This is a genomic window from Butyricimonas faecalis (assembly GCF_003991565.1).
GTDB classification, from domain to species: Bacteria; Bacteroidota; Bacteroidia; order Bacteroidales; family Marinifilaceae; genus Butyricimonas; species Butyricimonas faecalis.
This window is the reverse complement of sequence record NZ_CP032819.1, coordinates 2,610,517-2,622,808: the sequence shown is the minus strand read 5'-3', so window position 1 is coordinate 2,622,808 and position 12,292 is coordinate 2,610,517. Positions and strand designations below refer to the sequence as shown.

General features: G+C 42.8%; 14 protein-coding genes. 7 read left to right on the top strand and 7 right to left on the bottom strand.

Annotation, left to right across the window (positions count from 1 at the left end):
* Position 1: 1 nt before the first annotated feature.
* The 5 genes from D8S85_RS11440 to D8S85_RS11415 form a co-directional block, all read right to left on the bottom strand.
* Positions 2-298, bottom strand: coding sequence for a DUF4134 domain-containing protein (locus D8S85_RS11440; protein ID WP_004310646.1), 297 nt, complete (start codon positions 296-298; stop codon positions 2-4).
* A 569-nt stretch (positions 299-867) separates the two neighbouring features.
* Positions 868-1,125, bottom strand: coding sequence for a hypothetical protein (locus tag D8S85_RS11430; RefSeq protein ID WP_005680464.1), 258 nt, complete (start codon positions 1,123-1,125; stop codon positions 868-870).
* Positions 1,126-1,137: 12 nt separating this feature from the next.
* The gene (locus D8S85_RS11425) at positions 1,138-1,926 is read right to left on the bottom strand and encodes a DUF4122 family protein (protein ID WP_005680463.1); all 789 of its coding nucleotides are present in this window, start codon (positions 1,924-1,926) and stop codon (positions 1,138-1,140) included.
* A 2-nt stretch (positions 1,927-1,928) separates the two neighbouring features.
* Positions 1,929-2,348, bottom strand: coding sequence for a DUF3408 domain-containing protein (locus tag D8S85_RS11420; RefSeq protein WP_004310648.1), 420 nt, complete (start codon positions 2,346-2,348; stop codon positions 1,929-1,931).
* A 7-nt stretch (positions 2,349-2,355) separates the two neighbouring features.
* The gene (locus tag D8S85_RS11415; RefSeq protein WP_127075083.1) at positions 2,356-3,108 is read right to left on the bottom strand and encodes a ParA family protein; all 753 of its coding nucleotides are present in this window, start codon (positions 3,106-3,108) and stop codon (positions 2,356-2,358) included.
* 609 nt (positions 3,109-3,717) lie between these two features.
* On the opposite strand from D8S85_RS11415, the gene mobA reads away from it, so the two are divergent.
* The 7 genes from mobA (at position 3,718) to D8S85_RS11380 (ending at position 9,098) form a co-directional block, all read left to right on the top strand.
* Positions 3,718-4,176 carry a conjugal transfer protein MobA gene (gene mobA / locus D8S85_RS11410; protein WP_004310651.1) on the top strand — a complete coding sequence of 153 codons (459 nt, stop codon included), beginning with the start codon at positions 3,718-3,720 and terminating at the stop codon, positions 4,174-4,176.
* Position 4,177: 1 nt separating this feature from the next.
* Entirely contained in the window at positions 4,178-5,431 is a 1,254-nt protein-coding gene (gene mobB / locus D8S85_RS11405) for a conjugal transfer protein MobB (RefSeq protein WP_005680459.1), read from the top strand.
* A 35-nt stretch (positions 5,432-5,466) separates the two neighbouring features.
* Positions 5,467-7,494 (top strand): conjugal transfer protein MobC, encoded by a 2,028-nt coding sequence (gene mobC, locus D8S85_RS11400; RefSeq protein ID WP_008765488.1) that lies wholly within the window; start codon positions 5,467-5,469, stop codon positions 7,492-7,494.
* Positions 7,495-7,710: 216 nt separating this feature from the next.
* On the top strand, positions 7,711-7,974 hold the full coding sequence (locus tag D8S85_RS11395; RefSeq protein WP_005680457.1) for a hypothetical protein: 264 nt from the start codon (positions 7,711-7,713) through the stop codon (positions 7,972-7,974).
* A gap of 11 nt (positions 7,975-7,985) precedes the next feature.
* Positions 7,986-8,243 carry a DUF6926 domain-containing protein gene (locus D8S85_RS11390; protein WP_005680456.1) on the top strand — a complete coding sequence of 86 codons (258 nt, stop codon included), beginning with the start codon at positions 7,986-7,988 and terminating at the stop codon, positions 8,241-8,243.
* A 17-nt stretch (positions 8,244-8,260) separates the two neighbouring features.
* Entirely contained in the window at positions 8,261-8,809 is a 549-nt protein-coding gene (locus tag D8S85_RS11385; RefSeq protein WP_032846768.1) for a DUF4326 domain-containing protein, read from the top strand.
* Between the two features lie 13 nt (positions 8,810-8,822).
* Positions 8,823-9,098: a hypothetical protein gene (locus tag D8S85_RS11380; protein ID WP_032837620.1), complete on the top strand. Its 276-nt coding sequence runs from the start codon at positions 8,823-8,825 to the stop codon at positions 9,096-9,098.
* Positions 9,099-9,245: 147 nt separating this feature from the next.
* On the opposite strand, the gene D8S85_RS11375 is transcribed toward D8S85_RS11380, so the two are convergent.
* Complete coding sequence (locus tag D8S85_RS11375) at positions 9,246-10,136, bottom strand: GTP pyrophosphokinase (protein ID WP_005680453.1); 891 nt, start codon at positions 10,134-10,136, stop codon at positions 9,246-9,248.
* Complete coding sequence (locus D8S85_RS11370; RefSeq protein WP_005680452.1) at positions 10,133-12,274, bottom strand: NACHT domain-containing protein; 2,142 nt, start codon at positions 12,272-12,274, stop codon at positions 10,133-10,135. The genes D8S85_RS11375 and D8S85_RS11370 overlap by 4 nt, the downstream gene beginning before the upstream one ends.
* Positions 12,275-12,292 lie beyond the last annotated feature (18 nt).

Sequence of the window (12,292 nt, the reverse complement as noted above, 5' to 3'; positions counted from 1 at the left end):
ATTACAGGAAGAATGAGCGTAAGATGGTGGCAGCGACAATCAGGAAGATACACGCACCGAACCAGCTGGCGGCAGTCTTTGAGGTGTCCGGGTCACCTGACGAGAACTTGGAATAGACTTTCACGCCTCCGATAAGGCCGATAACGGCACCGATGGCGTAAATCAGCTTGGTGCCGGGATCGAAATACGAAGTGACCATATTGGTAGCTTCCGTAATTCCACCGATACCGTTGCCCTGGGCGGATGCCCCCATTGAAACCAGCAGCGTCATGGCTGCCAAAAAGAATCTTTTTTTCATGTGTCGAAACTTTTAATTGGTGAAACAAAAAATGATTTCGACTGCGAATATATAATGCTTAATTTATTGATTTACAGACTATACGATATGTGACACCGTATGACATCACGTTACATCGGAAAAAGATTTTGAGCTGTTCAAAAAGGGCTTTTCCATCAATGTTAAACAGAAAAACAGGGATAAGAAGAAAGTGGAATTTCATTCCTTCCGGCAAAGGCAGCCCCGTTTCCGCGGCTACTTTCGCAGGAATGAATACATGGTGCGTAAAGCGGATACAGTCATAGCCTATTGGGAATCTTTAGCCGAAAGGGGGAACATACTACACGGTGAGCAAGGCGTTTGAAAGCGGCAAACCGGTCTCAATCTTTATGAAAGGATGAAATAGCGGCTGTCTGTATTGGAATGGAAAAGCGAAGTGTGAAAGCCGGCTTTCACACTTCGCTTCTGTTCATTTTACACGTTTTATACATTGTCTACACCTCAGAACCGGAAAAGGAATCTGACATAGAGAAAGCACACCGATATCACATCGACATGCCTTCTGAAACTATGACAGCAAAAAGAAACAATTAAACGAATTCATCTATATCGAATGCCTCTGTCTTATTTTTTATATTATCCATTGCTGAAATTTGTGAATCATCACAAAGCATACTATCAATAAGATTTCCTATCTTCTTTTTGATAGCGGCTTCTTTCCGCATAATTCTGATGACTTCTTCTTCAGATAGATAGATGCGTGGGGCACGAATTGCAGGATTTCTTTTTATGCCAAAAGATTCTGCTTCTGACTTCGGCATTGCTTGTTGTTTTTTTGTTTTTCTCATTCGATTCCATATTTACATGTATTTATTCCAATCAATTCCAATCTGTTCCAAAGACTGTTTTGATGTCTCTTTTCCATTTGGCATATTTTCCCTAAGCAGTTTTTCCAATTGGCTTTGAGTACTCAATTCGGTTGAAAAGAACCTGAACAGGTCTGTATCCTGAAGTTGGTACAAGGTTTCGGCAGCATTTCGGATTTTCTTTCTGTCATCCGTCCCCGAAATAAGCACATCAGCGACATTGTCCAGTTCCTCAAAAGTCAATGCCCTTGAAAAATCCGGATCAGGAACGCACCCGTCATTTGACATAAGTTCCCGTTTTTCCGATTCTGTCAGTCCTTTTTTGGGAGTAAAGTCATCAATCACGTCATCCGGATTTATATCCTCATCCTCCTCTATGGGTTCCTTTTTCATAGGCTCAGAACGTGTGGGAGTTTTTCTCGCCACTTCCGGGTCTTCAAGATAGACTATCTTCGTCTTGCCGATTACTTCATTGTACTCGTTCAGGGGATTCGGCTGCGTTTCGGTATTCTTTTCATGCCCGACTTTAAGGATATCGTTCTCCGCTTGTGCGATCCATGCTTCAGCCTTGTCCAGTCTTGCCCTATACCGGGCTTTCCTTGCTTTTTCCGCCATCCGTTTTTTGCGTGATTTCCATAACCGGATACGTGCAATGCGCATATAACGAAGCTGATTGTTCCAGAATTTATAAACTTTCGGACTGAATATAAACATCCATACCTTATATAATATATAAGTTGCCGACACGGCTTTTACTGAAAAATAAATTAATGTTGTTTCCATGACTATTGAATTTTAGGGGGTGAAAAACGGTCTTTATACATTCGGGTGATTTCCTCGATGTTGAGTTCTATATGCTCGGCTATGATGTTACTGATATAGCTCGCAATACTTACTTCGGGAGCTATCACATTGAGATAATTCTTTATCTCGTCGTACAGCTTGCGGTTCAGGTACACCTGGATACGTCCGGGCATGGGGGTATTCACCAGATACTTTTGACGAAAGTTACTGTCACTTTTAGGCATATTGCAAGATTTGGAATTTTTCCGGGCAGTTTCTTTTTCCGTATCCTGCCTTTCATTGTTTCCCTCTTCCGGAACCTCAACCACTATGATATCCTCGTTCTCGATGGCATCAGGAATGTCACCGACCATATACCCCCTGATTTTTTCTTCATTCACTTTTACAATTTTCTTTGCCATATCTCAATTACAGGTTAAATTTTACAATCAGTTCGTTTGCCAGTTCCTGCAATCCGCTGCCTTTAAGCTGTCCTGCCGGCGGTGGAAGGAGCGAACAGCGGAAATAGGTGCGTGTCCGGGATGACAGTTCCTTGTCATAGCGGCAGAGATCGGGAATCATTGAATCCAGAATTTTCAACCCCTGTTTCTTCATCAGTGCCATATAGTTGTCAAGCACCTCGGTGTTGCTTCTTTTCTTGACCTTGGTCCAGAACAGGAACACGTCTTTTAAGGGAATGTTATTCCGGTTTTCCGCACACTTCATGACGCTTTTGGCAAAGACAAAACTGCTGTCCATGACAAAATTGTCAGCGGCAATGGGGGTCAATACATAATCCACATTGAAAATGGTCTGCAAAACGCCGGATATGTCCATAGATCCCGGCAGATCTATGAAAACGATATCAAAATCTGCTTTTGCCGCCAACTCTCCGGCCACCTGGCGTGCATTCTCCGGTTTTGCCTGCCTGATAGGATAAATCCTACATCCCCTGAGTCTCTGTTCCTCCAGCAACACCATGTACTTCTTGTTTATCTCCACCATCTCCATGTCCCGTTCCCTCAGATTGAACAGGCTACGCTGGGTGGAGTCACAATCAACGATGGCCACATTCCTGCCCATCGAATAATTCAGGAGACTGGCAAGCGTTATCAACATGGTACTTTTGCCGACCCCACCCTTTTGATTGCTGACCGCAACGAATAACGGATTCTTCTTCATAACTGAACTTTTTTAATGGTTTATTATACTATTGTTTTACTTGTCTGTTGTTTGCTTTGTGACATGGTTTGTTAGTGATACGGTTGCTTTGTGCTCACCAACCGGCAAACCGACCAACCGATAGTTCTCTGCCTTAACAAAGCAAGCATCCAATCATTACCCGCCTGTTACAACAAGTGCTTTCGCTAACCGGCAATACAACGGACAGTTACTTGACTATTGGTTTGTTTTACCGTTCACGCTGCAAATAAAATGGTATTTTCCCATACTTCCACCATGTTTCAAGGGAGGTGACGACCTGTGTCACCATATGTCATCATGTTACATATAACTTGCTATTTTACAACAGAATAAACTGCCATAACTTTGCACCGACAACGGAACGGATACGGCTGCGAGGGCTTTCCGAAGCCGAAGAATGAGGCTGAAGGTCAAAACACAATTTGACGAAGGAAAATTCATTACCAAGCGGTAATAGCAAGTTGTGTTTTCGGCAGCCCGAAATATTTCGGGCAACCCAAAACAACTTGCCGCTCGCCTGACGGCTCGGGAGGGATTTCCTCCAAAGTCGGAAATCCATGACGGAAGATCAGAAACTGAAAAAACTCAATGCGTATGGAAGAAAACAAGAACAGAAAAGCAAGAAAAGGTGTAGGGCGGAAATCAAAATCCGACCCTGCCGTGTACCGCTACGGTATCAAATTCAATTCACGGGAGAACGCGCAATTTGAACTCTCATTCCAGAAATCGGGTATGGCTTACCGTGCGAGGTTTATTAAATCGGTACTTCTGAACAAGGAAATCAAGGTGGTCAGAATCGACAAGGCAGCAATGGACTACTACGTCCGTCTTACCAATTTCTACCATCAGTTCCAGGCCGTAGGCAACAACTACAACCAGGCGGTAAAGGCAATCAAGACCAATTTCGGGGAGAAACGGGCATACGCCCTGCTTCGCAATCTGGAAAAGGTGACCATAGATCTGGTGGTGCTGAGCAAGCGGATCATCATGCTAACCCGTGAGTTTGAAGAAACCTACCTTATCAAAAAACAGAGGGAGGAGGAATGACATGGTGGCAAAAATCAACAGGGGCGCGTCGCTCTACGGGGCTGTCATCTACAACCAGCAGAAAGTGAACGAGTCAACGGCACGCATCATTTCGGGAAACCGCATGATTGCCGATGTCACGGGCAATCCGGAACAGGTCATGAGGAACACGCTCTGGGCATTCGAAAATTACCTGCTTGCCAACAGGAACACGGAGAAGCCGGTGCTACACATATCGCTCAATCCTTCGGTGGATGACCGTCTCACCGATTCCCAATTTGCGGATTTGGCAAGGGAGTATATGCAACGCATGGGCTACGGCGACCAGCCTTACATTGTATATATTCACGAGGACATCGGCCGCAGGCATATCCATATCGTTTCCACCTGCGTGAACGAGAAAGGGGAAAAGATTGACGATGCCTACGAATGGAACCGCTCGATGAAGGCCTGTCGGGAACTGGAAAGAAAATTCGGTCTGAAACAGGTGGAGGACAAACGCAGGGAACTGCTGGAACCATATCTGAAGAAAGCGGACTATCAGAATGGCGATGTAAAGCAACAGGTTTCCAACATCCTTAAAAGCGTGTTCTCCACTTACCGTTTCCAGTCATTCGGAGAGTACAGCGCGTTGCTGTCCTGCTTTAACATCGAGGCGAAACAGGTTAGGGGCGAATTTGAAGGGACACCTTACAACGGCATTGTCTATACCATGACAGACAATACAGGCAAACCGGTATGTACGCCCATCAAGTCCTCCCTTATCGGAAAACGCTTCGGTTATGAAGGACTGGAAAAGCGTATTGGTTACAATACCCGTGAATACAAGAACAAAAAACGGCAGCCCAAAATACGGAACGAGATTGCACTCGCCATGCATGGATGCCGTGGCAACCGGGAGGATTTCATCCGCCTCTTGAACGGCCGGGGAATAGACGTGGTGTTCCGGGAGAACGGGGAAGGACGCATTTACGGCGCGACCTTCATCGACCACAGGAACAGGGAGGTCTATAACGGCTCGCGGCTCGGAAAGGAGTTCTCGGCAAATGCCTTTGAGCGCCTCTTTAATAATCCGGGCAATATCCCGAATCTGGATGCGCCCATGCCGGACACCGGTCTGCAAAGCGGATTCTCCTCCGACATGGAAAGTGCCATAGAACAGGCTTTCGGGATCTTCGACTTTGAAGCAAACGGTCCCGACCCGCAGGAAGAGGCTCTCGCACGCAGGCTGTATCACAAGAAGAAAAAGAAACGCCGCTCACGGGGCATCTCCTAAAAACAATATTCATTCACCATTAAAATTATATCGTTATGCAACAGGAAGATGATTTGAGAGGACTGGCAAAGGTCATGGAATTCATGCGTGCCATATCCATCGTGTTTGTTGTCATCCACGTCTATTGGTTCTGTTACCGGGCATTCGTGGATGCGGGTATCAATATCGGAGTGGTCGATAAGATACTACTGAATTTCCAGAGGACGGCGGGGCTTTTCAGCAACCTGCTGGTGACAAAAGTGTTCGCCGTCATATTCCTTGCGCTGTCATGTTTGGGCACGAAGGGCGTGAAAAACCAGAAGATGACCTGGCGGAAAATATATACCGCCTTCCTTTCGGGGCTTGTATTGTTCTTCATGAACTGGTGGATGTTCGACCTGCCGTTCAGTCCGACAGTTGACGCCGCCATTTACACGGTAACGCTGACCGCCGGGTACATCCTTCTTTTGATGTCGGGCGTATGGATAAGCCGTATGCTGAAACACAACCTGATGGAGGACGTGTTCAATACCGCCAACGAGAGTTTCATGCAGGAGACACACTTGATGGAAAACGAGTATTCTGTAAATTTGCCGACCAAGTTCGTGTATCAGGGCAAGGAATGGGACGGATGGATCAACGTTGTAAACGTTTTTCGTGCGTCCATCGTGCTTGGAACGCCTGGCAGTGGGAAGTCCTACGCGGTGGTGAACAACTACATCAAACAGATGATTTCCAAGGGATTCGCTTTATATTTGTACGATTACAAATTTGATGACCTCTCGGTCATTGCCTATAACGAACTGCTTAAAAACATTGACAAGTACAGGGTCAGACCGGAATTCTACGTGATAAATTTTGATGACCCGAGACGCAGCCACCGCTGTAATCCCATCAACCCGAAATTCATGGCGGACATATCCGACGCTTACGAATCGGCCTACACCATACTCTTGAATCTGAACAAGACCTGGATTCAGAAACAGGGTGACTTCTTTGTGGAATCTCCGATTATCCTGCTCGCAGCCATTATCTGGTATTTGCGGATTTACAAGGATGGCAAATACTGTACCTTCCCTCACGCAATAGAGTTTCTGAATAAACCGTACGCAGATATATTTACAATCCTGACCTCATACCCGTCCCTCGAAAACTACCTCTCTCCCTTTATGGATGCCTGGCAAGGAGGCGCACAGGACCAGTTACAGGGCCAGATAGCGAGCGCAAAAATCCCGCTTTCAAGGATGATTTCACCGCAGCTATACTGGGTAATGACCGGCGATGATTTTACATTGGACCTGAACAATCCCGAACACCCGAAAATCCTTTGCGTGGGAAATAATCCGGACAGACAGAACATCTATTCGGCGGCATTGGGACTGTACAACAGCCGCATTGTAAAGCTGGTAAACAAGAAAGGGCAACTCAAGAGTTCCATCATCATAGACGAGCTTCCGACCATCTATTTCCGTGGTATCGATAACCTGATAGCCACCGCCCGAAGCAACAAGGTGGCTGTCTGTCTCGGTTTCCAGGACTTCTCCCAGCTGACCCGTGACTACGGTGAAAAAGAGGCGAAAGTGATCCAAAATACAGTCGGGAATATCTTCTCCGGGCAGGTGGTCGGGGAAACGGCCAAAAGCCTTTCGGAACGTTTCGGCAAGATTCTCCAGCAACGGCAGTCCATCTCCATCAACAGGCAGGACACATCCACCTCCATCAACACGCAGCTGGACTCGCTGATACCGGCATCCAAGATAGCCAACCTCTCGCAGGGCACATTCGTGGGCAGTGTGGCGGACAACTTCGGGGAAGAGATAGACCAGAAGATTTTCCATGCCCGTATCATAGTTGACAACGAGAAAGTAGCGGCGGAAACGAAAGCCTACAAGAAGATACCCGTCATCAACGAGTTCAAGGATGCGGACGGCAACGACATCATGCAGCAGCAGATAGAGCGTAACTATTCACGTATCAAGGCGGACGTGCTGCAAATAATTGAAGATGAAATGCAACGCATCAAGACCGATCCTGATTTACAGCACCTGATACCCAAAGAAGACAGCGACAGGAAGGAGGAATAGGATACCGCTGTTTTATTTCAGCCTGCAAAGGTCGCCCCGTGCCTGTCAGGATTGAGCAAGGCCGAGCCCTTACGGGTTTCCGCAAAAATCTTCCGCGCTCCGCTTGCGGTATTTTTCCGGAAAGCCTTGCACAATCCGGCACGGGACAGCGAGGCAGGCAAGAAATAAAATACCGGCTCACGAGCCGTGAAATGTTTAACTCAAAAATAAAAAGGTATGAGCAGAAGTAACTTCACCCCGATGAAAAGGTTCCACGAAATCATTGGACGTTATGGTCTGAGGCTGATGGAAGTCGGGACAAACCATTTGAGAGTATTCTCCGAAGGTCGGAAACTTTTCGACTACTATCCGCTGCGTATGAAACTCTTCGATTACCGGCAGTGGAAACAGCTTACCTATCCCTCGCTGATTGACGGAACGGACAAGTGGGAAACAGAGCTCGACGACATTATCAAAGAGCTTATGGTATCACAGCAATAAACAGCAGGATTATGAATGGCAATAACAGCAAGACGCTCGTTTGGGACAACATTCCCGAATGGGCGATTTTTGCATTGGAGTACGGCACCCGGGAGGAACTGTTCCTGTCTGATGAGGACAAGAAAATGATAACCAAGTTCATCGCCGAAAACTTTCCGAACGGCTACACCATGTCGGTGGATTGGGAGTCATACAAGGAATTTGACACCAATCCCGCTTTCGGGAAAGCATGTAAGACCTACAAGGTCACTTTCATAACGGAATCATAACTAAAAATCAAATGAGTATGGCAGATAACAGAAAACATACAAGAGTAGTGAATATCCGTAAGGAGGCATACGATGTGTATATCGGTCGTGCCGGTAAAGGGCAAGACGGGTATTTCGGTAATCCGTTCAGGCTGAAGCAGGACATGATCCGGGGCGGGACACTGGCCGGATTCCGCGAATATTTTTACAGGAGGCTGGTGAACGATGCGGAATACAGGCGCAGGGTTCATGAGTTGCAGGGAAAGACTCTGGGATGCTTCTGTAAACCGCATCCGTGTCATGGGGATATTATCAAGGAATACCTTGACAGGATGGCCGGGCGTGGCGAAGACATAGAGATCGGTACAATTTTCTACAAAGGCAAGGCATACCCGTCGCGTGAGATTACGACCGGCATGGAAACCTATACGATATCGGTGGAGGAGCTGGGACATGAACTGGAAAATGACATGCGAAACCTTTTGGACGAAGCTGTCGAACAGGACGAGAATATCCGTTACTATTGTACCAACGAAGAATTATGCACGTTTCCCGATAGGGAAATGGATAAGATTATATACGGATAGACAACAGACTGATATGGAAACACCTATTAAGGTAGTGTTCAGACGGTTCAAGGAAGGCGGGGTAATTGCTCTCTTTCCATATATACCGTGGAACGAATCCGAAAATACAATCACATCCTACATGCATGCGGGACAGCATGGCGCAGCCGATTACAAGGGAATCATCTCCGGGACACTGCCCGCGACGGAAAAAGAATACAGGAGCCTGCTGGTAGAACTGAAATCCATCGGATACGGCAATCTGCATGTATTGGAACGGGCTCATGCAAGACAGAAGTTTTTCTTATAATTCTACTAAAGCAGACCGGATGAATCTTTTGCCGTAGTCATGGAACCGTTCCACGGATGGAGCATACATATGTAAAAAAGTAAGACCATAAAAAGCACCATTTTTGTTTATTTGAGTGAGTAAAAATGGTGCTAATATCAACTACTGCTATAATTCACCAAACATTATATCCATATCTCGTTTCAAAACTTTATCTTCAAAATTCGCTAATATTTTATCTTTTACAATAATATGATTGATAAGATGTAACACAGTATCATAAGTGAGAGGGTATGCAAAGCCTTTTTCCATTACTAATTTCAATATTTTGGTTCTATTTGCACGATACAATAATTTTGCAGTTTTATTATTGTTTGACAAATATTTACAAAGTTCTTCTGACAAACCTTTATCAGCAAAACGAACTCTCATCTTATTGCGTAACATACTATTCCAAACTTTATTTTTATACTGGGAATATGAAAGTCTGTCAAATAATGTAAGCATTGACCATTCACTACTTTCCAAGGTAGCATAAATTCCGTTCAGAAGTCTGGATTCCTCTTTAAATTCATTCCACTCTTCTTTGCATTTATAACGTAAATCATGTTCAACTTCGTGCCAACCTTCCGATAAAATAGTTCTGATTTGAACTTCATAAGTGTTATCAATTAAATCTTCATAACCAGTTTCTTTTATTGCCGCTTTCATATCTTGCTGAAGATTATTTGGAACACGCATAATTAAATTTAGTCTTTTGGGACAGAATTTATCAACTTCGGCTTCATCAACAGATTCACTGTCAAAATTGGACTGACTTTTTAGATAGTTGTGAACAAGTTCTACATCATCCGTAAAATACAAAGTAATACGAAGAGCCAATAAATCTTGCATCTTCTTGTTGGCTTTACGATATTCTTCAGATTTTTTCTCAAGTTTATTTTTAATAGACATTTCTGACTTAGTACGATAAAACACATGGTACATTACGCCACATTTGTTCAAGACAGCCTCCAAATCTGTAACTATATCCCTCAAAACTTTATTTCCTGCACTCATACTTGTATGTTCTTATGATAATATGCAATACCTGATTTTGAAATGTGCGAATTATTCCCGTCAATCAGAATCATTCCTTTTTTCTTTAATAATTCAAAAGTTGCAAAAACGACATCCAAATTCTTTTCTCCAAATTCTTTTCTAAGGGTAGAGATATACCTCATTTTGGGAGATTTTCCATCAACTTTAAAATACTTGCTAAGTATTTCAATCTCTAGATCTATATCTTCTTGTTTCTGCAAAACAGAAGATGTCGTAACTTTTACCAAAGAAGATATAAAGCCAGTGTTATAGTCATCGCATCCATAACAATGAATATTGTTAGAACCAGAAGACAAATCACTATTCACATCACAATCAATAAATTTGCATCCTGTAAATGTAACATTATAAAAAGCGTTTACATCAAAAGTGCATCTCTCAAAAACAGAATCGACAAACGAAGTTTCTACAAACTTACATTCTTCACTAAGGATATTAATATCTTCAAAATGGAAAGAATTCAATCCTGCACATTTATAATTACCTGTTACTTTCTTTAAAAGAATGCAATCTGTGGTAACAGCCAAATACAAAGACATTTTATCTTTTATAACAGAAAACTTATCCCATAATTTTAATTTATCATCATTGGAAGAATATTTGTATGCGTAAATTGCCAGTTCGATTAGATGCTCAGGTATAGGGTTAAGTTTTTGCAAAAATGTGACAGGTTCTTTCTGAATTGATTTTCCGAGCAAATACCCAAAAATAAATTCATTGATAAAAGTTATAAAATCTTTATTCCCTGTTCTATCTAATAGGGCATGATTTGTAAGTGTGTCAGCAAGTTCATCCAAAGTTTGTTTTGTCGGTGTCAACTCTTTATAATACAAAAGACGTGACTTGTTATATTCTATAATCAGTTCTTTGACGAAACTTCTATTTTCACCAGTTATATCAAAATCAACAAAAGATTTGGCTAAATTTTCAAATATCTGCATTTGGTCTTCCCAACGAATAATAAGATTTTGCCTTTCTTTTTCCCGATTCAGTAGATATTCAAAATACTTATCCGTAATCGTTTCTGGATAAACCAATAAATCACTAAAATCCTCCTTGCTTATATTTCGTAAATAAGTTAGTAGAACAGGATTTGAAATATTATCCAAAGGAACATTCTTTCCAATGATTTCCTCATAACGTTCTGTTGAAAGCCATTGCTTAATATTGGGTTTCTCTAATTGAAATCTGATAACATCAAAGTTTCCATTGTAAGAATCAACCCAATCTCCAAATTCAGCGCCTGCAAATATTGCAGTTTTTCTAGAGGTAAGAATAATCTTAGCTTCATCTGTCAACAAATCTCCTATGGTAGAAAGCATTGTTTCAACTTGCTCAAATTCATTCAATTGTCCAGCCTTTCCATTGTCTATGTTTTTGGACAGTAATTCGTCAAACCCATCAATAATAAGAGGGATTTTCCCTTTTTTTATATTGTAAACAACTAATTCCTGTTTAGCAGTCGTATCCTTCTCTTTGTCAATTTCAGACCAAAGAATATATTTAAACTGCTTTGCATCCCTATTTCTTGACAATTCTGTAAAAATGGGCTTTTGATATTCACTATTATCTAAAAATGATTTATATACTTCGTATGCTGTACAGGTCTTACCAAATCCAGCAGCTGCTTCTACCACTACAAGATGTGCCCCCTTTCTATTGATTGCTTCTTTAATTGCAGAAATGATATCTGAAGTTCCACTAACAGTATCTTCCGCACCTTCACTATATATAGAATATGGCATACTGATATACTGGTACTTAATACCACAATTACAATAATGTTTTACTTGATTAGCAGCAAATTCTGTATATCTTCTATTTATATCATTTGCAGTAGTTTGTGTATTAAAGAACCCCTTAAATAAATAACTTTCTGCTTGTTCAATCGATTTGAACCTTTGTTGTTTTGCATGATATCCCAATTTGGAGTAACGATCAAGTATCGGAGTAGCATCAATATCATCGTCCATTATTTGGATTTCTGCTCCATGGTACATACCTTGATTCAGCAAATACACCCTATATGATGCGGTTCTTTCTTTTACATCATATCCGTACTCTTGGAAAAGGCAATCTAAATGATCCACGTTCATATAACCTATTATTTTGTC

Excerpts from the sequence above, each read along its gene's own strand:
- D8S85_RS11380 (WP_032837620.1), top strand. The coding sequence starts at position 8,823 with ATGGAAACACCTATTAAGGTAGTGTTCAGACGGTTCAAGGAAGGCGGG.
- D8S85_RS11420 (WP_004310648.1), bottom strand. The coding sequence starts at position 2,348 with ATGGCAAAGAAAATTGTAAAAGTGAATGAAGAAAAAATCAGGGGGTAT.
- mobB (WP_005680459.1), top strand. The coding sequence starts at position 4,178 with ATGGTGGCAAAAATCAACAGGGGCGCGTCGCTCTACGGGGCTGTCATC.
- D8S85_RS11385 (WP_032846768.1), top strand. The coding sequence starts at position 8,261 with ATGGCAGATAACAGAAAACATACAAGAGTAGTGAATATCCGTAAGGAG.
- D8S85_RS11390 (WP_005680456.1), top strand. The coding sequence starts at position 7,986 with ATGAATGGCAATAACAGCAAGACGCTCGTTTGGGACAACATTCCCGAA.
- D8S85_RS11395 (WP_005680457.1), top strand. The coding sequence starts at position 7,711 with ATGAGCAGAAGTAACTTCACCCCGATGAAAAGGTTCCACGAAATCATT.
- D8S85_RS11440 (WP_004310646.1), bottom strand. The coding sequence starts at position 298 with ATGAAAAAAAGATTCTTTTTGGCAGCCATGACGCTGCTGGTTTCAATG.
- D8S85_RS11430 (WP_005680464.1), bottom strand. The coding sequence starts at position 1,125 with ATGAGAAAAACAAAAAAACAACAAGCAATGCCGAAGTCAGAAGCAGAA.
- D8S85_RS11370 (WP_005680452.1), bottom strand. The coding sequence starts at position 12,274 with ATGAACGTGGATCATTTAGATTGCCTTTTCCAAGAGTACGGATATGAT.
- mobC (WP_008765488.1), top strand. The coding sequence starts at position 5,467 with ATGCAACAGGAAGATGATTTGAGAGGACTGGCAAAGGTCATGGAATTC.
- D8S85_RS11375 (WP_005680453.1), bottom strand. The coding sequence starts at position 10,136 with ATGAGTGCAGGAAATAAAGTTTTGAGGGATATAGTTACAGATTTGGAG.
- mobA (WP_004310651.1), top strand. The coding sequence starts at position 3,718 with ATGCGTATGGAAGAAAACAAGAACAGAAAAGCAAGAAAAGGTGTAGGG.
- D8S85_RS11415 (WP_127075083.1), bottom strand. The coding sequence starts at position 3,108 with ATGAAGAAGAATCCGTTATTCGTTGCGGTCAGCAATCAAAAGGGTGGG.
- D8S85_RS11425 (WP_005680463.1), bottom strand. The coding sequence starts at position 1,926 with ATGGAAACAACATTAATTTATTTTTCAGTAAAAGCCGTGTCGGCAACT.